23 protein-coding genes are annotated in these 23009 nt (G+C 66.0%); 8 read left to right on the forward strand and 15 right to left on the reverse strand.

The features are described 5' to 3' along the window. Positions 1-108 precede the first annotated feature (108 nt). Positions 109-696 carry a YajG family lipoprotein gene (locus QC821_RS10485; protein ID WP_309720708.1) on the forward strand — a complete coding sequence of 196 codons (588 nt, stop codon included), beginning with the start codon at positions 109-111 and terminating at the stop codon, positions 694-696. Between the two features lie 64 nt (positions 697-760). On the opposite strand, the gene QC821_RS10490 is transcribed toward QC821_RS10485, so the two are convergent. From QC821_RS10490 to QC821_RS10500, 3 genes are all read right to left on the reverse strand, one after another. Next, entirely contained in the window at positions 761-1414 is a 654-nt protein-coding gene (locus QC821_RS10490; RefSeq protein WP_309720711.1) for a thiopurine S-methyltransferase, read from the reverse strand. Positions 1415-1424: 10 nt separating this feature from the next. Then, a complete protein-coding gene (locus QC821_RS10495; protein WP_422720103.1) occupies positions 1425-2048 on the reverse strand; it encodes a TIGR04211 family SH3 domain-containing protein in 624 nt (207 codons plus the stop codon). A gap of 202 nt (positions 2049-2250) precedes the next feature. Then, positions 2251-2580, reverse strand: coding sequence for a DUF1820 family protein (locus QC821_RS10500; protein ID WP_095621806.1), 330 nt, complete (start codon positions 2578-2580; stop codon positions 2251-2253). Positions 2581-2809: 229 nt separating this feature from the next. On the opposite strand from QC821_RS10500, the gene miaB reads away from it, so the two are divergent. The 5 genes from miaB (at position 2810) to lnt (ending at position 8271) form a co-directional block, all read left to right on the forward strand. Then, positions 2810-4156, forward strand: coding sequence for a tRNA (N6-isopentenyl adenosine(37)-C2)-methylthiotransferase MiaB (gene miaB, locus QC821_RS10505; RefSeq protein ID WP_309720714.1), 1347 nt, complete (start codon positions 2810-2812; stop codon positions 4154-4156). 113 nt (positions 4157-4269) lie between these two features. Further along, a complete protein-coding gene (locus QC821_RS10510) occupies positions 4270-5352 on the forward strand; it encodes a PhoH family protein (RefSeq protein ID WP_309720717.1) in 1083 nt (360 codons plus the stop codon). Then, positions 5349-5864, forward strand: a complete 516-nt coding sequence (gene ybeY, locus QC821_RS10515; protein ID WP_309720720.1) for an rRNA maturation RNase YbeY — start codon at positions 5349-5351, stop codon at positions 5862-5864. Before QC821_RS10510 ends, ybeY begins: the two co-directional genes overlap by 4 nt. Then, complete coding sequence (locus tag QC821_RS10520) at positions 5861-6745, forward strand: HlyC/CorC family transporter (RefSeq protein ID WP_309720723.1); 885 nt, start codon at positions 5861-5863, stop codon at positions 6743-6745. The genes ybeY and QC821_RS10520 overlap by 4 nt, the downstream gene beginning before the upstream one ends. Positions 6746-6771: 26 nt before the next feature. After that, complete coding sequence (lnt, locus tag QC821_RS10525; RefSeq protein WP_309720726.1) at positions 6772-8271, forward strand: apolipoprotein N-acyltransferase; 1500 nt, start codon at positions 6772-6774, stop codon at positions 8269-8271. Positions 8272-8394: 123 nt separating this feature from the next. Here lnt and phaC read toward each other — a convergent pair whose 3' ends face one another. From phaC to prmB, 5 genes are all read right to left on the reverse strand, one after another. Beyond that, entirely contained in the window at positions 8395-10224 is a 1830-nt protein-coding gene (gene phaC, locus QC821_RS10530) for a class I poly(R)-hydroxyalkanoic acid synthase (protein WP_309720728.1), read from the reverse strand. 91 nt (positions 10225-10315) lie between these two features. Next, positions 10316-10732: a phasin family protein gene (locus tag QC821_RS10535; protein ID WP_309720730.1), complete on the reverse strand. Its 417-nt coding sequence runs from the start codon at positions 10730-10732 to the stop codon at positions 10316-10318. A 136-nt stretch (positions 10733-10868) separates the two neighbouring features. Then, positions 10869-11255, reverse strand: coding sequence for a hypothetical protein (locus QC821_RS10540; RefSeq protein WP_309720733.1), 387 nt, complete (start codon positions 11253-11255; stop codon positions 10869-10871). A gap of 98 nt (positions 11256-11353) precedes the next feature. Then, a complete protein-coding gene (gene aroC, locus QC821_RS10545) occupies positions 11354-12439 on the reverse strand; it encodes a chorismate synthase (RefSeq protein WP_309720736.1) in 1086 nt (361 codons plus the stop codon). Positions 12440-12467: 28 nt separating this feature from the next. Continuing rightward, positions 12468-13421, reverse strand: coding sequence for a 50S ribosomal protein L3 N(5)-glutamine methyltransferase (gene prmB, locus QC821_RS10550; RefSeq protein ID WP_309720739.1), 954 nt, complete (start codon positions 13419-13421; stop codon positions 12468-12470). 153 nt (positions 13422-13574) lie between these two features. Between prmB and QC821_RS10555 the strand changes: the two genes are divergently transcribed. Then, positions 13575-14168, forward strand: a complete 594-nt coding sequence (locus tag QC821_RS10555) for a Smr/MutS family protein (protein ID WP_309720741.1) — start codon at positions 13575-13577, stop codon at positions 14166-14168. Position 14169: 1 nt separating this feature from the next. Here the strand turns inward: QC821_RS10555 and QC821_RS10560 are convergent, their stop codons facing one another. Genes QC821_RS10560 through QC821_RS10570 form a run of 3 tightly spaced genes read right to left on the reverse strand, consistent with a single transcriptional unit; the run spans position 14170 to position 16934 of the window. After that, complete coding sequence (locus QC821_RS10560; protein ID WP_309720744.1) at positions 14170-15228, reverse strand: patatin-like phospholipase family protein; 1059 nt, start codon at positions 15226-15228, stop codon at positions 14170-14172. Positions 15229-15244: 16 nt separating this feature from the next. Beyond that, the gene (locus tag QC821_RS10565; protein ID WP_309720745.1) at positions 15245-16123 is read right to left on the reverse strand and encodes an alpha/beta fold hydrolase; all 879 of its coding nucleotides are present in this window, start codon (positions 16121-16123) and stop codon (positions 15245-15247) included. Beyond that, the gene (locus QC821_RS10570; RefSeq protein WP_309720748.1) at positions 16116-16934 is read right to left on the reverse strand and encodes an alpha/beta fold hydrolase; all 819 of its coding nucleotides are present in this window, start codon (positions 16932-16934) and stop codon (positions 16116-16118) included. The genes QC821_RS10565 and QC821_RS10570 overlap by 8 nt, the downstream gene beginning before the upstream one ends. 248 nt (positions 16935-17182) lie before the next feature. Here QC821_RS10570 and QC821_RS10575 point away from each other — a divergent pair, with 248 nt between their 5' ends. Continuing rightward, a complete protein-coding gene (locus QC821_RS10575) occupies positions 17183-18130 on the forward strand; it encodes an AEC family transporter (RefSeq protein ID WP_309720751.1) in 948 nt (315 codons plus the stop codon). Positions 18131-18236: 106 nt separating this feature from the next. Here the strand turns inward: QC821_RS10575 and QC821_RS10580 are convergent, their stop codons facing one another. The 4 genes from QC821_RS10580 to QC821_RS10595 all read right to left on the reverse strand — a co-directional run bounded on the left by QC821_RS10580 (position 18237) and on the right by QC821_RS10595 (position 22936). After that, complete coding sequence (locus QC821_RS10580; RefSeq protein ID WP_309720753.1) at positions 18237-19814, reverse strand: aldehyde dehydrogenase (NADP(+)); 1578 nt, start codon at positions 19812-19814, stop codon at positions 18237-18239. A 12-nt stretch (positions 19815-19826) separates the two neighbouring features. Then, positions 19827-20564 carry a FadR/GntR family transcriptional regulator gene (locus QC821_RS10585; RefSeq protein WP_309720755.1) on the reverse strand — a complete coding sequence of 246 codons (738 nt, stop codon included), beginning with the start codon at positions 20562-20564 and terminating at the stop codon, positions 19827-19829. Between the two features lie 78 nt (positions 20565-20642). Beyond that, positions 20643-21968 (reverse strand): enolase C-terminal domain-like protein, encoded by a 1326-nt coding sequence (locus tag QC821_RS10590; RefSeq protein ID WP_309720758.1) that lies wholly within the window; start codon positions 21966-21968, stop codon positions 20643-20645. A 56-nt stretch (positions 21969-22024) separates the two neighbouring features. Next, positions 22025-22936, reverse strand: a complete 912-nt coding sequence (locus tag QC821_RS10595) for a UxaA family hydrolase (protein ID WP_309720761.1) — start codon at positions 22934-22936, stop codon at positions 22025-22027. Positions 22937-23009: the final 73 nt, after the last annotated feature.

Below are 23009 nucleotides of genomic sequence, written 5' to 3' on the forward strand. Positions count from 1 at the left end.
GCTGGTGGATAGACGGCGGCGGGGTGTGTGAGTAGGCAGCATAGGCTTATACTCGCGGTAGATGCCGTCGCATCCTCTTTTGCCTGTCGATCACTCAGGAGTTGTCGCATGCTGTCTCGCTTTGGGTTTCGTTCACTGTTCGCCGCCGCCGCCCTGGCGCTGGCCGGCTGCACCAGCCCCCACTATCTGCAGGTCGACCCGCAGATCACCGCCGATATCCCCCAGGCGGGCGGCGGCCAGGAGGTCACCGTCAACGTGGTCGATGAACGCCAATCCGAGGTGCTCGGCACGCGCAGCGGCTCGGCGATGTCGGCGGCCGAGATCACCGTCAACTCCCACGACATCGTGCCCAAGCTGCAGGAGCAGGCCGAGGCCGCCGTCCGCCGCATGGGCTTCAATCCGACCACCCAGCCCAGCGACGGACGCCCCTCGTTGACCCTGACCCTGACGCGGCTCGACTACGCCCGCGGCGACGGCGTGCCGGTGCTCGGTGAAGCGGTGCTCGAGGCGGTATTCCGCGCCGAGGCGGTCAACCAGCGCAACACCTACACCGGCACCTACACCTCGCGCCGCACCCAGAGCTACGCCGTGCGTCCGGACCAGGACACCAACACGCGGATGGTCAACGACCTGCTCAGTGACGGCCTCAACCGTACCTTCCGCGATCCGGAGTTAGGTCGGCTACTAGCCCGCTAAACCAGGCCCACAGCACGCATTGAGCCCCGCCATATCGCGGGGCTCAATATGTTAGCCGCTCGGATCAGGCCATGGGGCCGCGCCGCTTGAGCGCCCAGACGCTCTCGCGAAAGCCGTTCGCCTCGGGCTCGCCGTCGGCCAGGTGAGTCAGCTCGAAGTTGGGCTCGAACAGTTCACGCACTTCCTCGGCGGGAACGCTGAAGGGCGGCCCGACGTTGACGTCACCGCCGCGGGTCAGGCTGATCAGCAGCCCTCTGGCGCCCGGCGGCAGCAGCTGGGCAAGGTGGAAGGCATAGCGCTGGCGCGTTGCCTGAGGAAGGGCGATCAGCGCGCCGCGATCATAGAAGGCGCCAACCTCGGCGGCCTGCTTGATGTGGAAGTGGAAGAAGTCGCCGCCCCACAGCTCGACGCTGCCCTGGCGACAGATATCGAAGTCGCCGGCGTGATAGCGCGACACCTCGCCGTCGCCCTCGGCCAGGAACTGCTCGATGGCATCCGTCGCCAGCTCGATGCCCAGCACCGGGTGGCCCTGCTCGGCCAGCCAGCGCATGTCGAGGCTCTTGCCGCATAGCGGCACCAGCACCTTGGCCCCCGACGGCGCGCCGAGCGTCGGCCAGAAGCGCGCCAGCGCCGGATGCACCGCATCGCGATGAAAACCGATGCGCCCCTCACGCCAGCGCGACAGCCACTCGTTCTCTTCACTCACCTGCATGCTCATGCGTCTCCGCTTAGAACCAGCGATCGCGCTTCTTGCGCCGCCGCGGCAGGTGCGGAACGATCAGCCCGACCAGCAGGCCGGCGCCTGCCACCCCACCGCCGTACATGAAGTAGCGCAGCAGCAGGTCCTCCTCCTGGGTATCCAGGCGCGCCTGGAGCCCGCGCACCTGGCGCAGCGCCTCATCGGCCTCGCCGTCGAGCTCGCGGTTGCGGGTCTCGAGCTCGTCGATACGCTGCTGGCGCTGCTCGAGGGTCTCGGTCATGGTCGCCACGCGGGTCTCCCACTCCTCGTTGATCCCCTCGAGTTCGCTGCTCAGGCTGGCCACCTGAGCCTCAAGCTCGGGCACCCTGACCCCGGCGCTGGGGGCATCCTGCAGCTCGTCGCTGAGGATCCACACCGCATCGCCCTCGGCATCCTGGACCCGCGTGTAACTACCGCTGGTCTCGAGCACCGTGACCGGCTCGCCGGCGGTAAGGGTGCCGACGATACGGTAGCCGTCGGTCGGGCCACTCCTGACGAAGGTCGTCAGCCCGTCGGAAACCCAGGCCTGATTGTCGTCCGCTTCCTGGGCCTGCACCCCGAGGGCCATGGCCCCCAGCGTTACGCCCAGCATCAATGTTTTGAATGTACGCATATGTCTGCCGTGTTCGTGGCTCGAGTCGGGCGAGTCGCGCCCCTCCACGCTTGATGGCGCCGCCCGGGCATCCTGTCGCGGGCGACGCGATGAGACCGCGTCCCATCCACAGCTTCTGTGGATAAGTCTTGGGAAAACCCCGCTATGAGTCGGTGTCGGCCAGCGAGATGCCTGACACCCCCTCAGATCGTTTATTTTTTGATCAGCCATCGTCCCGCGGCGGCCAGCTCATCGGCCGCGGAAATTCCGTTACCTTGCCCTCGGCCTTGACCGCCTTGGGCGTGCCTTCGCGCTCGACTTCGTCGATGCGTACGATGGCATTGAGCGGAATGTAGCTGCGGCTGACGCCCTCGAAAATGCGCCGCAGCTTGTCGCTGGAGGGGTCCACCACCAGCTTGTTGGCATCCTCGAAGACGAAGGCCTCGACCTCGATGAAGCCCCACAGATCGCTCTGGAAGATCTCGCGAGCGTAGAGCTCCCAGATTTCGCCCTGATTATGGAATACCACCCGGTAAATTGGCTTGGCCGCCATACTGCCTCTGTATTCACACCGCTGAACGACGCCGTCATCGCCATGATGCCGGCCCCAAGGGGCGAAGAATATCACAGCCGCGGCCAATTCGAGCCCCTGCGACTGGCCCCGCTGGCAGGCTATCCGTATAATCGCCGGCATACGTCTGAAACGGCCTGCGGGCCGCCTTAGTGAATCCCCTGAACCGGTAACGGCTATGCCGGGCGCCTGGCGCCACGGCTCTATTCTTATGGCGAAGAAACTCTTCATCAAGACCCACGGCTGCCAGATGAACGAGTACGATTCGGCCCGCATGGCGGATCTGCTCGGCGAGTCCCACCAGCTCGAACTCACCGACAACGAAGGTGAGGCGGACGTGATCCTGCTCAACACCTGCTCGATCCGTGAGAAGGCCCAGGAGAAGGTGTTCCACCAGCTGGGCCGCTGGAAGAAGCTCAAGGAGGCCAATCCCGACCTGGTGATCGGCGTCGGCGGCTGCGTGGCCAGCCAGGAGGGCGAGGCGCTGCGCAAGCGCGCGCCCCATGTCGACATGGTGTTCGGGCCCCAGACCCTGCACCGGGTGCCGGCGATGCTCGATTCGCGTCGCGGCCTCGAGCAGATCTCGACGGTCGACGTCACCTTCCCCGAGATCGAAAAGTTCGACCACCTGCCCAAGCCCAGCGCCGATGGTGCCACCGCCTTCGTCTCGGTGATGGAGGGCTGCTCCAAGTACTGTACCTTCTGCGTGGTGCCCTACACCCGCGGCGAGGAGGTCTCGCGGCCCTTCGAGGCGGTGATGGACGAGGTGATCCACCTCGCCGAACAGGGCGTGCGCGAGATCAACCTGCTGGGCCAGAACGTCAACGCCTACCGCGGCCAGAACCAGCTCGGCGACGAGATCGACCTGGCCGAGCTGATCGCCTGCGTGGCGGCGGTGGACGGCATCGACCGCATCCGCTTCACCACCTCGCACCCGGTGGAGTTTTCCGACAGCCTGATCGAGGCCTACGCCGATATCCCCGAGCTGGTCAGCCACTTGCACCTGCCGGTACAGGCTGGCTCCGACCGCATCCTGGCGGCCATGAAGCGCGGCCATACGGTGGAGGAGTACGTCGAGAAGATGGAGCGCATCCGTGAGCTGCGCCCCGATATCAGCTTCTCCTCGGACTTCATCATCGGCTTTCCCGGCGAGACCGAGGACGACTTCGAAGCGACCATGAACCTGATCCACCGCATCGGCTTCGATCACTCGTTCAGCTTCGTCTACTCGGCGCGCCCGGGCACCCCGGCGGCGAGCCTCCCCGACGACACGCCGGAGGCGGTCAAGAAGCAGCGCCTGGCGATTCTCCAGGAGCGCATCATCCAGCAGTCGATGCAGATCAGCCGGCGCATGGTGGGCAGCACCCAGCGCATCCTGGTCACCGGCTTCTCGCCCAAGGACCCCGGCCAGCTCTCGGGGCGCACCGAGAACAACCGGGTGGTCAACTTCCGCGCCGCCAACCCCACCGAGATGATCGGACACTTCGTCGACGTCGAGATCTCCGAGGCGCTACCCAACTCGCTGCGCGGCGAACTCGCCTCACCGGCGCTATATTGAGACCAGCCACTATACTCAAGGCTGGGCGCCAACTTGACCTATGACATTGCCCCGGGCCTGCCCGGGGCAGTAAGCTCGTCGAACCTATTTCGCAACGCACGGATCCCTTGCTCTTGAGCCAACACAGTTCTCAGGCCAACCGCATCATCACACTGACTCTCGAACCCAACGACCCGCGTCGTCTGGCCAACCTGTGCGGCCAGCGCGACGAGCACCTCAAGCTGGTCGAAGAGCGCCTGGGCATCACCCTGCGCAACCGCGGCAACACCTTCCAGCTGGCCGGCCCCAGCCCGCGGGTCAAGGCGGCGGCCAACGTGGTCGAGCACCTCTACCGCGAGACCGAGGCCAGCGACCTGTCGCCGGATACCGTGCACCTGTTCCTGCAGGAGTCCGGCCTCGAGGCCCTCGAGGAGGAGGAAGGCGTGGCCGAAGGCGAGGTGCTGCTGCGCACGCCGCGGGCGCTGATCAAGCCGCGCGGCTTGAACCAGCAGGGCTATGTGCAGAGCATTCGCGAGCACGACATCAACTTCGGCATCGGCCCGGCGGGCACCGGCAAGACCTACCTGGCGGTGGCCGCGGCGGTGGAGGCGCTCAATCAGCAGGAGGTGCGTCGCATCCTGCTGGTGCGCCCGGCGGTAGAGGCCGGCGAGAAGCTGGGCTTCCTGCCCGGTGATCTGGCCCAGAAGATCGACCCTTACCTGCGCCCGCTCTACGACGCGCTGTACGAGATGATCGGCTTCGAGCAGGTCGGCAAGCTGATCGAGCGCCAGATCATCGAGATCGCACCGCTCGCCTATATGCGCGGCCGCACCCTCAACAACTCCTTCATCATTCTCGACGAGAGCCAGAACACCACCCGCGAGCAGATGAAGATGTTCCTGACCCGCATCGGCTTCGGCTCCACCGCGGTGATCACCGGCGACGTGACCCAGGTCGACCTGCCGCGAGGCCAGAGCTCGGGGCTGATCCAGGTGCTCGACGTGCTCAAGGGTACCCCGGGCATCGGCGTGACCCATTTCGCCGCCAAGGACGTGGTGCGCCACCCGCTGGTACAGCGCATCATCGAGGCCTACGACCTGTTCGAGGCCGAGCAGGAAGCCGCCGAGCGCCAGCGCAAGCAGGAACGCGACCAGGAGCGGGCCGCCGAGCGCCAGCGCCGGCTAGACCGCGACCTGCGCCAGGATCCGCCGTCGTGACCCCCACGCCTGCCGTCGAGCGTCAGGTCGCGCTGGCCGAGGATACGGCACTGCCCGACCAGGCCAGCCTCGAGCGCTGGGTCGGGGCGGCCCTCGCCCATGCCGGCGAGCGTGACCGCGACGAGCTCAGCGTGCGCTTCGTCGACGCCGACGAAAGCCAGACCCTCAACCGCGACTACCGCGGCAAGGATGCGCCCACCAACGTGCTCTCTTTCGGCGTCGAGCTGCCGCCGGGGGTGGACTTGCCGCTGCTCGGCGACCTGGTGATCTGCCACCCGGTGGTGGTTCGCGAGGCCAGCGAGCAACACAAGCCGCTGGGCGACCACTACGCGCACATGGTGGTACACGGCACCCTGCACCTGCTCGGCTTCGACCATATCGACGACGCCGAGGCCGAGCACATGGAACAGCTCGAGCGTGAGATCCTCGCCGCGCTGGGGATCGCCGACCCCTATCGCAGCGAACTTGACGCCCCTTCCGCCGCCCCAGAGGACGAGAGACCCGACGCATGAGTGAAGACCGATCGAGTAGCCAGAACAACAAATCCTGGCTCGAGAAGTTTTTCAGCGCCTTCTCATCCGATAGCGACGAGCCCAGCTCCCGCGACGAGCTGCTGGCTTTCCTGCGCGAGGCGGGCAGCCGCCTGCGCCTCGACCAGGATGCCCTGACCATCATCGAGGGCGCCCTGCAGATCAGCGACCAGCAGGTTCGCGAGGTGCTGATCCCACGCTCCCAGGTCAACGTGATCGGCATCGAGCAGCCGCCGGAGGAGTATCTGCCGGTAATTCTCGAGACCGGCCACTCGCGCTACCCGGTGGTCGGCGAGAACCTCGACGAGGTCCACGGTATCCTGCTGGTCAAGGACCTGCTGCCGCTGCTCTCCCAGAGCCAGGACAAGCGCCAGCACTTCGCCCTCGACAGCGTGCTGCGCCCGGCCATGTTCGTGCCCGAGTCGAAGCGCCTCAACAGCCTGCTCAAGGAGTTCCGCGACACCCACAACCATATGGCGGTGGTGGTCGACGAGTATGGCGGTACCGCGGGTATCGTCACCATCGAGGATATCCTCGAGCAGATCGTCGGTGACATCGAGGACGAGCACGACACCGACGAGGAAGACGATATTCGCGAACTGGGCGAGGGGCGCTATGCGATTCGCGCCCTGACCCCGATCGAGGATTTCAACGAGCGCTTCGAGACACGCTTCTCCGACGAGGAATTCGATACCGTCGGCGGGCTGGTAATGCAGCGTTTCGGCCATCTGCCCAGGCGCGGTGAGCACGCCGAACTGGGCGGCTGGCGTTTCACCGTACTCAACGCCGACAATCGCCGCATCCGCCTGCTGCAAGCCGAATATGACGGCGAGCCGGGCAGCGGCAACGAGGACGACGGCTAGTTACCCTGTAAGGATACGATGACCCCATGTCTACCACGCCTGCACTTCCCCCCAGCCGCGGCCAACGCGCCCTGGGCTATGCCATTGCGCTGATCGCCGGCCTGCTCACCACCCTCACCGCCTCGCCGTTCGAGCTGTGGTGGCTGGGCCCGGTGGCGGTGGCACTGATGTATCTCGGCATCCACACGCTCACCCCCGGCCAGGCGGCGCTAAAGGGCTGGTGGTACGGCGTCGGGCTGTTCGGCAGCGGCGCCTCCTGGGTCTATGTCTCGATACACGACTACGGCTACACCGGCATGCCGCTGGCGCTGTTTCTCACTGCGCTGTTCGTCGCCGCCATGGCGCTGTTCTTCGCCGTGTGGCTGTGGCTTTACACGCGGCTGTGCGGCCCGCGCCTGGCGGCGCTGAGCTTTGCCGGCGCCTGGGTGCTGGGCGAGGTGCTGCGCACCTACGCCTTTACCGGCTTCCCGTGGCTGCTGCTGGGTAGCGCCCACGTCGACTCGCCGCTGGCCGCCTGGGCGCCGGTGGGCGGTGTCTACCTGCTGTCGCTGATCACCGCGCTCTCCGGCACCCTGCTGGTGGAACTGCTGCAGCGTCGCTGGCTGGCGGCGGCGCCCATCCTGCTGATGTGGTTGGCGCCGCTGCTGCTGCCGGCGCAGTGGACCAGCCCCGCCGGTGAACCGCGCCAGGTCGCCCTGCTGCAGGGCAACCTGCCCCAGGAGATCAAGTGGACGCCTGAAGGCCAACGGATGGCGGCCAACACCTACAGCAACCTGACCCGCGAGCAGGACGACGATATCGACCTGATCGTCTGGCCCGAGGCGGCGCTGCCGATGTTCGAGGATGAAGCGCGCCCCATGCTCGAGCGTGTCCAGGCCAACCTGGCCGCGGACACCGCGCTGCTCACCGGCATCCTGCAGCGCGACGGCGACGGGCTGTTCTACAACGCCGTCATCGGCGTGGGTGATACCGAGGGCGAGTACCGCAAGGAACACCTGGTGCCGTTTGGCGAGTATCTGCCGTTCGACAACCTGCTGCGCGGCGCCATCGCCTTCTTCGACCTGCCGATGCCGGCCATGACCCCCGGCCCTGCCCGCCAGGCGCCGATGAAGGCCGCCGGCCTGACCATCGGCAATGCGATCTGCTACGAGATCATCTACGCCGATCTGGTCGCCCAGCGCGCCCGCCACGCAGACGTGCTGCTGACGGTCTCCAACGACACCTGGTTCGGCGCCTCCATCGGCCCTCACCAGCACTTTCAGATGGCGCGACTGCGGGCGCTGGAAAACGGCCGCTACGTGGCGCGCGCCACCAGCAACGGCGTCACCGCCATCATCGACCCACAGGGGCGGGTCACCGCGCAGCTGCCGCAGTTCGAGACCGCCAGCCTGACCGGCGAGGTAACGCCGATGCAGGGCCTGACGCCTTTCACCCGCAGCGGCAGCTGGCCGGCCTGGCTGCTGGCGGCACTGCTGATGCTGTCGGGGCTGCGCATCACGCGCAAGCCGGCAACCCCCAGTGACTAGGCATTAGCGCCGATCGCCGCAGTATGCTGCCATCGGCGATGGCGACATAAAGAGAAGCCCCGCTGGCATTCACGCCAGCGGGGCTTCGCTTTTAGCGGCTGCGGTAAGCAACCCGCTTGGGGCTTACTGCTCCCCCAGCACCTCGGGAATCGTCATGCGCACATAGCGTCCGGGTGCCGGTTCCAGCAGCGCCAGCTCACCCTCACCGGGCACTCGTGCCGGCACCAGCTTCTTGGGGTCGGCATCGGCGTAGCCGTTGTCGGTGACCCAGGCCTGCCAGTGCGGCCACCACGACCCCTCGTTGAAGGTCGCACCCTCCAGCCATTCATCGGGGCTCTCGGGCAGCGCCTCATTGGTCCAGTAGCCGTACTTGTTCTTGGCCGGCGGATTGACGATACCGGCGATGTGCCCGGAGCCGCCGAGCACGAAGGTGACCGGCCCCTTGGGCAGCTGGGTGCCGCCGTAGGTGCTGTTCCACTTGGCGATGTGGTCTTCCTTGGCGGAAATGAAGTAGCTCGGCGTGGAGATCTTGCGCAGGTCGATCTTGACCCCGTCGAGCTCGATGCCACCGGGCTCGACCAGGCGGTTCTCCATGTACATGTGGCGCAGGTACCAGGCATGGGTGCCGGCCGGCAGGTTGGTGCCGTCGGTGTTCCAGTACAGCAGATCGAAGGCCGCCGGCTGTTCACCCTTGAGGTAGTTGCTGATATAGAACGACCAGAACAGATCGTTTTCACGCAGCAGGTTGAAGGAGAACGCCATGACCCGGCCGTCGAGGTAGCCATCGGCCTCGAGCTGATGCTCCAGCCCCTGCAGCACCGGCTCGCTGAGGAACACGCCGATCTCGCCGGGGTCGCTGAAGTCCTGGAGGGTAGCCATGTAGGTCACTGACTTGACCTTGCGCCCGCGACGGGTGCTGGTCAGGTAGGCGACAGTGGAGGCCGCCAGGGTACCGCCGACGCAGTAGCTGACCAGATTCACCGACTTCTCGCCGCAGGCCTGCTCGATGGCGCCCATGGCGTCGATGGGGCCCATCTGCATGTAGTCGGCCCAGGTCAGGTCGCGCTGCTCGGGGCCCGGGTTGCGCCACGAGATCAGGAACACGCTGTGGCCCTGGTCGACCAGCCACTTGACCAGCGAGTTGTCCTCGCGCAGGTCGAGAATGTAATACTTGTTGATCCAAGGCGGCACGATCAGCAGCGGCGTCTTGAACACCTTCTCGGTGGTCGGGTGGTACTGAATCAGCTGGATCAGCTCGTTCTCGTAGATCACCTCACCGGGGGTGACGGCGACGTTCTCGCCGATCTTGAACGCCGAGCGGTCGGTCATGGTGACGTTGATGCCTTCGGCGGAGTTGGCGAGGTCCTCGCGCAGCCGCGCCATGCCGTCGATCAGGTTCTGGCCCTTGGTCTCAAGGGTGCGCCGCATCACTTCGGGGTTGGTGGTGACGAAGTTCGTCGGCGACAGGGCGCTGACGCACTGGCGGGCATAGAAGGCCAGGCTGCGCTGCTTGTCCTCGGGCAGGTTATCCAGACTCGCCACCAGCTCTTCCACGGTCCGCGAGAACAGCAGGTACTGCTGAAGCAGCGCCTGGTAGAAAGGCTCCTCCTGCCAGGCGGGATCCTTGAAGCGACGATCGTGTCGGGGTGGCACTGCCAGCGGCTCGGGCGACTGGCCGGCCAGCGTCTGCATGCCGTGCTGCCAAAGCTGCCACTGCTCCTGCATCAGGCGCCACTGGGCGTCATACATCGCCTGGGGGTCGCTGACCAGGGCTTCGAGGCCGGCGGCAAGACTGTCACGCATATCGTTATAAACGGTCTTACCCGCTTCGCTGGGCTCCATCCTACCGACGAGATCTCCCAGCATCTGCTGATACTGCTGACCGATGGCGGTAAGTTGCTCCCGCCACGCTTCCATGTCCGCCTGGGATGGCTGCTCATATCCTGGCTGCATTACACACTCCGACTAGGCTAACCGATGACCGAAAACACCACCGCCCGCCTGGCCCGCTGAGCGGGCAAGGCGGGCGCGATAGACACACCGCTCAGGAGCTTTTCTTGCTGGCCTGGCTGCTGGCTTTGGCCGGCGAAGAGGTCGCCTTAGTGGCTTCCTCGGCCTGGGCCGCGGCTTTCTGTGCGGCTTCGCCGAACAGCTGCTCCATCTCGCTCTTGAACTGCATGGAGAGCTCGGTCATGGCACGGGCGTCCTCGAGCATCTGTCGCGAAAGCTCGTTCATGATCTCGGCCTGGCGGGTGCCGAACTCGCGCATGTCCTCGGCATCCTTGATCTCGCCGGCGTCGCGCAGCCGCTCGGTGCCCAGTTGGCTGTAGCGCTTCATCGACTCCAGCTGGTACTGGGTCATCTTTTCCATGTTGTCGAGCATCATCGAGTTAAGCTTGCGCATCGGCTCGAAGAAGCCACGGGTCTGCTCGTTGAAGGCGGTAAACATCTTGTCTTGCATGGCGATTTCCTCCTGGATAATCGGCATAAGGGATCAAGCAATTTGCTGCAGTGCACAAAGCGTAGTTCGTCCCCGTCCGGGTTGCAATATGCCAATGGCCACTTGCTTGACCGGGATCAAGCTCGCTGCCTCGCGCTCACTTGCGCTTGGCACGCGAACTCGCCGAGGCCTTGCCGCGTGGCGACGGCTCGTCGCCCTCCTCGTCGGCCGGAGCCTCCTGCGTTTTGCGCCCGCTACTGGACGCCTGGCGCAGCATATCCAGCATCATCTGCTGGTAGCTGCCAAAGCTGGCCAGACTCTGGGCCATGCTGTCCTTCATGAACGGCTGCTGCATGCCCTCCTTGAAGAACGGCTGCTGGAGAAACGGCTGCATCAGGCTCATCGGGTCGTAGCCCTCCACGCCCGCCTCCATCTGCTGCTGGATGCGGGCCATCAGATCGTTCTGGAAGGCCTCGACATCCGGCAGGCCCATGGCCTGGCGGAACTCCTGGGGGGTGAGATCGAACTCGACGTTGATTTTCATAGATAGCATGACTCGACTGGCGGACTTGCCACCAGTCTAGCAGTCTTGGGGAAAAGACCCGCACCGCGGCACCAACGCTTGCCGGTGCCTCGGTGGATTCAACTCAGGCGGGGGGTATCGACGCGCACATCGAGGTTCTGGGCACGGTGGCGCAGCAGGTGGTCGATCAGGGTCAGGGCCATCATCGCCTCGGCGATGGGCGTGGCGCGGATGCCCACGCAGGGGTCGTGGCGCCCCTTGGTGATCACCTCCACCGGGTTGCCGTGGACATCGATGGAGCGCCCCGGCGTGGTGATGCTGGAGGTGGGCTTGAGCGCCAGGTGGGCGATCAGCGGCTGGCCCGAGGAGATGCCACCGAGCACACCGCCGGCGTGGTTGGAGAGAAAGCCCTCGGGGGTCATCTCGTCGCGGTGCTCGCTGCCGCGCTGGGCCACGCTGGCGAAGCCGGCACCGATCTCCACGCCCTTGACCGCGTTGATGCTCATCAGGCCGTGGGCCAGGTCGGCATCGAGGCGGTCGAAGACTGGCTCGCCGAGGCCCGGCGGCAGGCCCTCGGCAACCACCGAGATTTTCGCACCCACCGAGTCCTGGTCGCGGCGCAGCTGGTCCATGTAGGCCTCGAGCTCCGGCACCTTGTCGGGGTCGGGACAGAAGAAGGCGTTCTCGCCCACCGCCTGCCACTCTTTGAACGCGATCTCGATGGGGCCGAGCTGGCTCATGTAGCCGCGCACCTGGATGCCCATAGTGGCCAGGTACTTCTTGGCGATGGCGCCGGCGGCGACGCGCATGGCTGTCTCGCGGGCGCTGGAGCGCCCGCCGCCGCGATAGTCGCGCACGCCGTACTTGTGGTGGTAGGTGTAGTCGGCGTGGGCCGGGCGGAACTGGTCCTTGATCTTGGAGTAGTCCTTGGAGCGCTGGTCGGTGTTCTCGATCAGCAGGCCGATCGAGGTGCCGGTGGTGACGCCCTCGAAGACCCCGGAGAGAATGCGTACCTGGTCGGGCTCGCGGCGCTGGGTGGTATGCCGCGAGGTGCCCGGCCGGCGCCGATCGAGATCGCCCTGCAGGTCGGCTTCGCTGAGTGGGAGCCCCGGCGGACAGCCGTCGACGATGGCACCCAGCGCCGGGCCGTGGCTTTCGCCGAAGGTGGTGACGGTGAACAGCTTGCCGAAGGTGTTGCCGGACATGGGCGTTCCTCGCAGGTGGAGTCAGGGATCAGGCGAAGGCCGAAGCGTAGGCGTCGAGTTCGTCGGCGGTGAGCACGAATACGCCCTGGCCGCCACGCTCGAACTCCAGCCACAGGAACGGCACTTCGGGGAAGGCCGCCTCGAGGTGGCGGTCGGAGTTGCCGACCTCGACGATCAGCACGCCGTCGTCGCTGAGGTGCCCTCGGGCGTCGCACAGGATGCGGCGCACGATGTCCAGGCCGTCGCTGCCGGCGCCCAGCGCCAGCGCCGGCTCGTGCTGGAACTCGGCGGGCATGGTGGCCAGGTCGCGGGCATCGACATAGGGCGGATTGGCGACGATCAGGTCGTAGCGCTGGCCGGCCACGCCGGCGAACACGTCGGAGTACACCGCGCGCACTCGGGCACCAACGTCGTGACGGCTGATATTGGCCTTGGCCACTTCGAGCGCCGCGACGCTGATCTCGGCCAGGTCGACCTCGCAGGTGGGCAGGGTCAATGCGGTGGCGATGCCGATGCAGCCCGAACCACTGCACAGGTCGAGCACTCGCGCCGGCGGCTGGTCGGGGAACCAGGCGGCGAAGCCGTCCTCGATCAGCTCGGCGATCGGCGAGCGCGGGATCAGCACCCGCTCGTCGACGTGGAAGGGGTAGCCGGCATAGAAACACTCGCCGAGTAGGTAGGGCAGCGGCCGGCGGGTCTCGATGCGCGCCCGGGTCAAGGCCACGATGCGCCCGCGCTCCATGGGCAGCAGCCGCGCCTCGAGTACCGCCGGGTCGACGTCCCAGGGCAGGTGCAGCGCCCCCAGGGTCAAGGCCACGGCTTCATCCCACGGCGAGGCGGTACCGTGGCCGTAGAACAGGCCGTGGGCATGAAACTCGCTGGTCGCCCAGCGCAGGCAGTCGCGCAGGGTGATGAGCCCCTCGGCAAGCTCGGCGTCAGAGAGCGTCAGGGTCGATACGGCTGCTGGGGAAGAGTCGGCCACGCGGCATCCTGTCAGTTGGCTGGTGCGGGTCAGGGTGCATGATTGTACCTGCAGCGCGCCACGGTTCACAGTCACTCGCCAGCCGGTATACTGGCGCTGAATCGTGCCGCGGCCAGCCCCGGTACGCACGCCGCACGCCACGAGAGGGATTGCATGAGCCGACGCCCGGATCCACCGGATGACGACGAGATCAACCTGTTCCGTCAGGCCCTCAGCGAGGCTGGCGTGCGTCGCCTGGACAGCAATCGCGCCGACCCCGGCAAACCCGCCCAGCGGCGCCGTGCGGCGGCACTCGCCGAACGCCGCGCCGCCGCCACCGCGGCGGACACCCAGCAGACCAGTAGCCGCACCAGCGACGGTCGGGTCGAACCGGTGCGGCCCTCGGAGTTTCTCGACTTCGCGGTGGCCGACCTGCCCTACCGCACCCACGCCCAGCTCAAGCGTGGCGGCATCAGCTGGGAAGCGGGCCTCGACCTGCACGGCTATAGCATCGACGAGGCGCGTAGCGAGCTCGAGAGCTTCCTCGCCGAGGCGCGTAGCCGGCGCATGCGCTGCGTACTGATCGTCCACGGCAAGTCCCGTGCCAGCGTGCACACCGGCGCCAGCGACTTCCCGGTCATCAAGAGCCACGTCAATGCCTGGCTGCGCGAGTGGCCGAGCGTGCTGGCGTTCTGCTCGGCCCGCGAGCTGGACGGTGGCACCGGCGCGGTGTATGTGCTTTTACGCCGGCGCGGCGAGGCGATGTGATTCACTCGACGTCGGGAGTGGCCTGGTGCGGGGTCTGCGGCGGCTCGACGATGGTCGCCTCGGCGTCGTAGCCCTTGGCGCGATGCCTGCCTTCATAGCGATCCAGCGCCTGCACGGCAAGATGCCGGCCAAGCTGGATCAGCGCCTCGGCGCGGTGGAACTCGTAGGCGCCGCATACCGTCTTGGGCACCTCGATCAGCACGTCCGGCGGGTAGCCGGCGATCTTGTAGCGGGCCAGCGCGGCCTGGGTGATATCGAAGGATTCGAGCATCATGTCGAGCTTGCTCCAGGCGCGCCGCGTGGCCATCTGCTCGCTATCGACGTCGTCGACATCGTCATCGCTGCGGCTGGCGAACATGCGCTGCGCCTGGTCGCGCACCCCGGCCATCCAGGCACTGAAGCCACGCCCCTCGGCTTCCCGCGCCTCTTCACGCGCCTGCTCCTCGGCTGCTTCATCGGCGGGCAGCAGCGCTTCCAGCGACACCGGATAGGGGCTCTGGGCGGTGACGTTGACCGCCAGCACCATGTCGGCGTGGGCGGAGAGCGTGGGCATGATCGGCAGCGGGTTGAGCAGGCCGCCATCGACCAGCACCTGATCGCCGATATGCACCGGAGTGATGATGCCAGGCACGGCGATCGAGGCGCGGATCGCCTGCAGCAGCGGACCGCTCTGGAACCACACCTCGCGCTGGCGAATCAGGTCGGTGGCCACGGTGGTCACCGGTATCGCCAGCTCCTCGATCTGGGTCTCGCCGATCAGGCTCTCGAGCTTGCTCATCACCTTGCTGGCACGCATCGCGCCCATCGGGCTCCAGGTCACGTCGACCAGCTTGAGCACGTCGAAGTAGTCCAGCGCGCAAACCCATTCACGGTAGCCGTCGAGCTGGCCGGCGGCGTGAATGCCGCCCACCAGCGCGCCCATCGAGCAGCCCGATATGGAGATGATCCGATAGCCGCGCGCCTCGAGTTCGTCGATCACGCCGATATGCGCATAGCCCCGCGCCCCGCCGCTGCCCAGCACCAGCGCCACACGCTTGCCGGTCTGCGTCTTGCTGCTCATATGGCCTCCTTCCCCATCACGCCGGTACGCCCTGCTCCTGATACCAGGCGATGATCGCCTCGGCCACCGCCGCCACCGTGCGCGGGTCGAGATGCAGGTGGTGCCCGCCCGGCAGCACGCGGCGCTGCAGCTTGGCGACCGCGGCCCGCGCCCGCTCGATGCCCTCGCGGTTGGGCAGCACGCCGGTCTCACCCTCGACCAGCATCACCGGCGCCTGGATGGCAGCCAGGTTGGCCAGCACCTGCTCTGGCGTGAAGCGCACCAGCGAGGGGCGCATCAAGCGTGGGTCGGTGCGCAACTGCACCCCGCCATCGGCCAGCGGCGCAGCGTTGCGTGTCACCAGCGGGCGCACGGTGTCGGCGTCCAGCGGCATCACGCCGCCCTTGCCGCGCGCCGCCACGGCGCTCTCGATATCAGCATAGCGCGGCGGCGCGGAAAGGCGACGGCGGTGCCCCAGAATGCCCTTGCGCAGCTGCTCCGGCATCTGCTCGGCGGGGGTCGAGAGCGTGCCCAGGCTGTCGATCAGCATCAAGCGTTCGACGCGCTCGGGAAAGGCCGCCGCCAGCAGGCAGCTGACCCCGGCGCCCATCGAGTGGGCCAGCAGCGTGGCCGGCGTGAGGTCGAGTTCGTCCAGGGCATCCAGGGCGTCGTGCAGGTAGTCCCAGATCGCGTAGTCGACGCCGTCGGGATGCGGTCGCGACTGGCCGTGGCCGGCGAAGTCGATGGCCACGATGCGCACCCCGAGGGCCTCCACCAGCAGCGGTGCCAGGCGGGTAAAGGTGGCGGCATTGTCCAGCCAACCGTGCAGCCCCAGCCAGGTGGGCGCGTCGGCATCGCCCCAGCTGAGGCCAGCCAGGCGGCCGTCGGCCAGGGTAAGGGGAGTAGGCTCAGCCATCGGCGGACTCCAGCAGCGAATCGATGGTGTCGAGCAGCACGCGACGCGCCTCACGGGGCTGCTCCATGGGAAACATGTGCCCACCCGGCGCGGTCTCGACGCGCACGCCGTGGCGCCTCAGGCGCCGCCTCCGCGCCGGGGTCAGCAGGTCGGACTGGTCGCCGGCGATCAGCGCCAGCGGCACCTCGAGCCGCCCCGGCAGGCCGTGGAGATGATCCGGCAGGTGGCGAAAGATCTCGACCTCGATGGCCGGGTCGAATACCAGCTGGGCGGCGCCGTCTTCGAGCAGCCGCGTGCCGCCCTCGACGTAGTCGTTGAGCGCCTCGTCGGTGAAGCGCTTGAACAGCCCACGGCTGCGCAGGTAGTGGGCCATGGCGTCGCGGTTAGACCAGCGCGCACGCCGGCCCAGGCTCTTGCCCGCTGGCGTCACCCGGTCGACCATGCCGACGCGCTTGGCGACCTTCATCGCCAGGGCATCGAGCCCCAGCATCAGCGGCGGGTCGAGCACCACCACGCAGCGAAAGCGCTGCGGCGCCTGCTCGGCGGCCATCGCCATCAACACGCCGCCCATGGAGTGGCCGACGCCGATCACCGGTGCCTCGTGGTGCGCCAGCTGCTCGAGCAGCTCGTCGCGCAGCGCCAACCAGTTATTGCCCACCGGATAGTCGGGATGATGCGCCAGGCGATCCAGCGGATGCAGGTCGAAGCGCTCGCCCAGCGGGGCCAGGAAGCTGCGGTAGCTGCCACCGGTGAAGCCGTTGGCATGGGCGAATACCAGGCGCTCGCGGGAAGCGGGGCGTGAGTGAGACATGTGCGGGTCCTGAGCGAAAGCGTCACGGCCGTCGATAGCCATAGCAGGCTAACGAGCTTACCATTGTCGCTAACGCTAATGCTTTTCTCGATGCGTTAAAACAATTGTTTCAATCTTGCCAGCGGCCAGCAGGGAGCTCAGCGTGCCTACCCCCCGTGACACTCGTCTACGTAATCGCCTGTTTTTCGCCACCGTGGTTGCCGCGATCGTCGTCGGCCTGTGGCTAGCGCGCTAGGGCCCCTACCAGGATGAACCTCTTCGACGTCTTCCTCGCCACCCTCAACATCACCCTGCCGGTATTCGCCATGGTGCTGGTGGGCCTGGTGCTCAAGCGCATCGGCTGGATCGACCAGGCCTTCATCGCCACGGCCTCGGCGCTGGTATTCAAGGCCACCATGCCGACGCTGCTGTTTCTCAGCATCGTCCAGGCCGATCTGGATACCGCCTTCCAGCCGGGCTTGATCGCCTATTTCCTCGGCTTCACCTTGCTCAGCTTCGTGCTCGCCTGGGGCTGGGCGGTGGCGCGCTACCCGCGGCTTGACCGCGGCATCTTCGTCCAGGGCGCCTTTCGCAGCAACTGCGGCGTGGTCGGGCTGGCGCTGGCGGCCAGCATGTACGGCGGCTACGGTCTCTCCCTGGGCGGTATCCTTACCGGCGGCGTTATCGTGCTCTATAACGTGCTCTCATCGATCATCCTGTCGCTCTACAGCCCTACAGCCCGCTCCGACATCAGCGCCCTGCTCGCCGACATCGTTCGCAACCCGCTGATCCTCTGCGTATTTGCCGCCCTGCCGGTGGCGGCCCTGGGCATCAGCCTGCCCAACTGGCTGCTCACCTCCGGCGAGTACTTCGGCTCGCTGTCGCTGCCGCTGGCACTGATCTGCATCGGCGGCACCCTCAGCGTACGCTCGATACGCAGCGGCAACCGCCTGGTGATGAGTGTCTGCTTGTGGAAGCTGGTGTGGGTGCCGCTGCTGGGTACCCTCGGCGCCATACTGCTCGGCTACCGCGGCCAGGCCCTCGGCGTGCTGTTCCTGTTCCTCGCCAGCCCCACCGCCGCCGTGGCCTTCATCATGGCCAAGGCCGCCGGCGCCAACGACCGCCTGACCGCCGACATGATCGTGCTCTCGACCCTCGCCTCGATGCTGACCGTAAGCCTGGGGATTTTCGTGCTGCAGTGGTTCGAGATGATCTAAACGTCGGCACCCCACAAAAAAAGCGGCCCGAAGGCCGCTATCAAGGTCTCACTTGCTTGCCATCCACGGGCGCATCGCCCGAATTCTTACACTGTTGCGCCTTGCCTCACGCCTCGCGCTTGCCGTCCACCAGCCGCGACACGCCCAGCGGGTTGCCGTCCTTGAGTGCCTCGGGCAGCAGGCCCGCCGGCAGCGCCTGGTAGCACACCGGGCGCAGGAAGCGGTGGATCGCCGCGCTCCCCACCGAGGTGGTGCGGGCATCCGAGGTCGCCGGGTAGGGGCCGCCGTGGACCATGGCGTGACACACTTCCACGCCGGTGGGCCAGCCGTTGGCGAGTATCCGCCCGGCCTTGCGCTCCAGCGTTGGCAGCAGCGCCTTGGCCGCGGCCAGGTCGCCGTCGTCCATCTGCAGGGTGACGGTCAGTTGGCCTTCCAGGCCGGCGGCGACACGCTGCATCTCGGCCTGGTCGGCGCACTCGATCACCAGCGAGGTGGCACCGAACACTTCGGCCTGCAGCGCCTCGTCGGCGAGGAAGTCTGCGGCACTGGCCACGAACAGCCCGGTCTGGCACTGGTGCGGGCCGTCACCGCTCTGGCCGCGGGCGACCTCGCGGACCTTGGGATGACCGGCCAGGGCACCCAGGCCGTCGGCATAGGCGCCGTGGATGCCGGGGGTGAGCATGGTCTGGGCAGTGCTTGCCGTGACCGCCTCGCCGGCGGCCTTGACGAAGGCGTCCAGCGCCTCGCCCTTGAGGCCCAGCACCAGGCCGGGGTTGGTGCAGAACTGGCCGGCGCCCATGTTCAAGGACCCCACGAAGCCTTCGGCGATCTTGTCGCCGCGCGCCTTCAAGGCCTCCGGCAACAGGAATACCGGGTTGATCGAGCTCATCTCGGCGTAGACCGGGATCGGCTGCGGGCGCGACTGGGCGGTCTGCATCAAGGCGGTGCCGCCGCCGCGGGAGCCGGTAAAGCCCACCGCCTGGATGCGCGGATCGCTGACCAGCGCCTGGCCGATCTCGTTACCGGCGCCGAACAGCAGCGAGAAGGTGCCCTCGGGCAGGTTGCACTTGGCGACGGCGCGCTGCACGGCGCGGCCCACCAGCTCCGAGGTGCCGGGGTGGGCGGAGTGGCCCTTGACCACCACCGGGCAGCCGGCGGCGAGTGCCGAGGCGGTGTCGCCGCCGGCCACCGAGAATGCCAGCGGGAAGTTGCTGGCACCGAACACGGCGACGGGGCCCAGGGCGATATGCCGCTGGCGCAGGTCGACGCGAGGCATCGGTGCCCGCTCCGGCAGCGCCGGGTCGTGGCGCACGTCGAGCCACTCGCCGGCGCGCACCACCGACGCGAACAGGCGCAGCTGGCCGCAGGTACGGCCACGCTCGCCCTCGAGGCGCGCCTGGGGCAGGCCGGTCTCGGCCACGCCGCGCTGGGTCAGGTCGTCGCCGATGGCCTCGATCTCGCTGGCAATGGTCTCGAGAAAGGTGGCGCGTTCCTCGAGCGTGGTTTCGCGGTAGGCGTCGAAGGCCGCCTCGGCGAGTTCGCAGGCGCGCTCGACCTCGGCCTGGCCGCCGCCGCGGTAGACCGGCTCGAGGGTCTCGCCGGTGGCGGGATTGGTGGCGCGGATCTCGGCGCGATCGCCGCTGACGGCCTGCTGGCCGATGAGGAGCTTACCCTCTAGTGACATCATGTTCTCCTTTCATTGATCGCGATATTTGGCATACATGTTGCGCGCCCGATTGAGGTGCTGGTACATCGTCTCGCGTGCCGCCTCGGCGTCGCGCGAGAGGATCGCCTCAAGAATGTAGGCATGCTCTTCCTGCACCCGTTCGAGGTAGCGCGATGAAGCATCGGGGTTGATCTCGATGCTGAGCAGCTTGGCACGTGGAATCACGCTCTGGCTCAACTGCTCGAAAAAGCTTTTGTAAAACGGGTTCTTGGTCGCCTTGGCGATGGCGTGATGGAATTCGTAGTCCTCGACGCGCGCCTGGCTCTTCTCGGCATGCGCCTTGATAAAAGCATCATGCGATGACGCTAGCAAGACACGGTCGGCATCGTCATGACGCTCGGCGGCCAGCTCGGCAGCGGCCGGCTCAAGTGCCAGCCGCAGTTCGAGCACATGCAGGATATCCTCCACCGTGGTGGCACTGATGCGCTCGGCCGGCTTGGCTTCAACCGTCGTGGCGCGCAGCACCGTAGTGCCTACGCCACGGCGGGTTTCCACCAGGCCGAGCGACTTGAGATGGGTGATCGCTTCCCGGATCACCGTGCGGCTGACACCGAAGGAGTCGCACAGGCTGTTCTCGGTGGGAAGCTTCTCGCCCACCGCTACCTTGCCCTCGGTAATGAGAGACTCCAACTGGTCAGCCACATGCACGGACAGACTCCCCTGCTGGGCCACCTTGCGTAGATTCAGTCCGGCAATGCTGCTTGCCATAGTCGTTTCCCTGTTCATGAATCGGGCGCTACTTACAGGTGTATGATGTCATACTATTGTAGCAGCAATCACCGGCAGCTACCGAACCAGCGCCGGCCGCTTGGGATCGAACGCCCAGCCGTCGATCAAGTACTGCATGGCCATGGCATCGTTGCGCTGAGTCACGTCCAGGCTCTTGAATAGTCGATGAGCTTCCATCAGTTTATCCTCGTCCAACTCGACCCCGAGACCCGGCGTGGTCGGAACCTTGAGTTTGCCATCACGAATCGCGAAGGGTTCGCGGGTGATGCGCTGGCCGTCCTGCCAGATCCAGTGGGTATCGATGGCGGTAATCTCTCCCGGGCAAGCCGCAGCCACATGGGTCATCATCGCCAGCGAAATATCGAAGTGGTTGTTGCTGTGCGAGCCCCAGGTCATGCCCCACTCGTTGCACAGCTCCCCCACCGCCACGGCGCCCTGCATGGTCCAGAAGTGGCAGTCCGCCAGCGGGATATCCACCGCATTGAGCTGCACGGCGTACTGCAGCTGCTTGAAATCGGTGGCGATCATGTTGGTCGCCGTAGGCAGCCCGGTGCGCTTCTTGAACTCGGCCATGGTCTCGCGGCCCGAATAACTCTCCTCCTGGCCGCACGGATCCTCAGCATAGCTCAGCAGATGCTTGATGGGATCGAGTACCCGCACCGCCTCGTCGAGCTTCCAGGCGCCGTTGGGATCCAGGGTCAAGCGGGCCTCGGGGAAAGCCTCGTGGAGCGCGCGGATGCAGTCGGCCTCCTCCTCGCCGCGCAGCACACCGCCCTTGAGCTTGAAGTCCTTGAAACCGTAGCGTTCAAAGGCCGCCTTGGCCAAGTTGGCCACGGCGTCCGGGGTCAGCGCCTCGCGGTAGCGCACCTCATCCCAGGCATCGTGCGGGTTTTCCGCCTTGGGATAGGGCAGGTCCGTCTTGGCCGGATCGCCGAGCAGGAACAGATAGCCCAGCGCCTCGACCTCGTCGCGCTGACGGCCATACTGGCCCAGCAGGTCGGCCACCGGCATCTCTACCGCCTGGCCATAAAGATCCAGCAGCGCAGATTCGATCCCGGTAACGACGTGAACCGCCACGCGCAGGTCGAAGGTCTGGCGACCACGCTCTTCGCGACCGTTCTGAGCCAGCATCAGGCGCGCCTGATTCAAGGTCGCCTTGAACGCATTGACCCGGGAGCCCTCGACAAGCGGCCGACACTGCTCCAGTCCTTGGAGAATACCGGCACTCGACGGGATTTCCCCCACCCCCTTGTTGCCGGCATCATCCTCTAGGATCACCACGCAACGAATGAACCAGGGCGCATGGCCGCCGCTGAGATTGAGAAGGAAACCGTCATAACCTGCGACCGGAACCACACGCATCGATTTGATTTTGGGGAACATATATCCTCTTCCTGGCTATCTAGTTATTACATAAATCCGCAAGGCCTAACTCGGGCTCAGGTCACAGGGGCCGGATTGAATAGCACCAGGTCATTATGGATACCCAGCCTATCAGCCGCTGCCTGCTGCCTACCACTCGCCACCTCGAGTATCAAATGAAACAACTCCCACCCCATGTCCTCTATCGAGGATTGTCCGGAGGCAATACGCCCAGCATCCAGGTCAATTAAATCGTGCCAACGCTGAGCCAGAGCTGTATTGGATGCAACTTTGAGCACAGGTACCATCGATAGGCCATAGGGCGTCCCCCTACCGGTAGTAAATACCTGAAGATTCATACCAGCGGCCAACTGCAGGGTGCCACAAATGAAATCGCTGGCCGGCGTCGCGGCAAAGGTCAAACCTCTGCGGCGTAGCCTTTCTCCGGGACCGATGACATCGACAATAGGAGATGTCCCGGACTTGATAACCGACCCAAGAGCCTTCTCAACGACATTACTTAGACCACCCCGCTTGTTACCTGGAGAAGGGTTGGCACTGCGATCTGCTTGCCCCTGGGAAAGATAGTCGTCATACCACTGCATCTGCTCGATCAGCGCCCTGCCCACCTCCTCGTTGATGGCACGAGGAGTCAGCAGATGGATAGCATCGCGGACCTCGGTTACCTCCGAGAACATGACGCTGCCACCGGCACGCACGATCAAGTCGGTTGCATACCCGACAGCGGGGTTAGCCGTGACACCCGAGAAAGCATCACTGCCTCCACATTGCATGCCTACCACTAGCTCTGAAGCAGGACAGGTTTCCCGCTGACGATGGTTCAAGCGCTCCAGATGACGCTCAGCCATGGCCATGATGCCGTCGACCATGTCTCCAAAGCCCTGGAAAGAGTCATCTTGCAGGCTTAGCACATTGGCATCAGGGTCAGCTGCCTGGGTATTCTCATAGATGGCGGTCTCAATGACCAAGTGCAACACCTGACCCATTCGGTATGGTATTGCCATGACTCATTGCTATCGCCACCTCACTGCTGAAGACAGA

Origin of the sequence: Franzmannia qiaohouensis, assembly GCF_031451695.1 — a bacterium.
Classification (GTDB): domain Bacteria; phylum Pseudomonadota; class Gammaproteobacteria; order Pseudomonadales; family Halomonadaceae; genus Franzmannia; species Franzmannia qiaohouensis.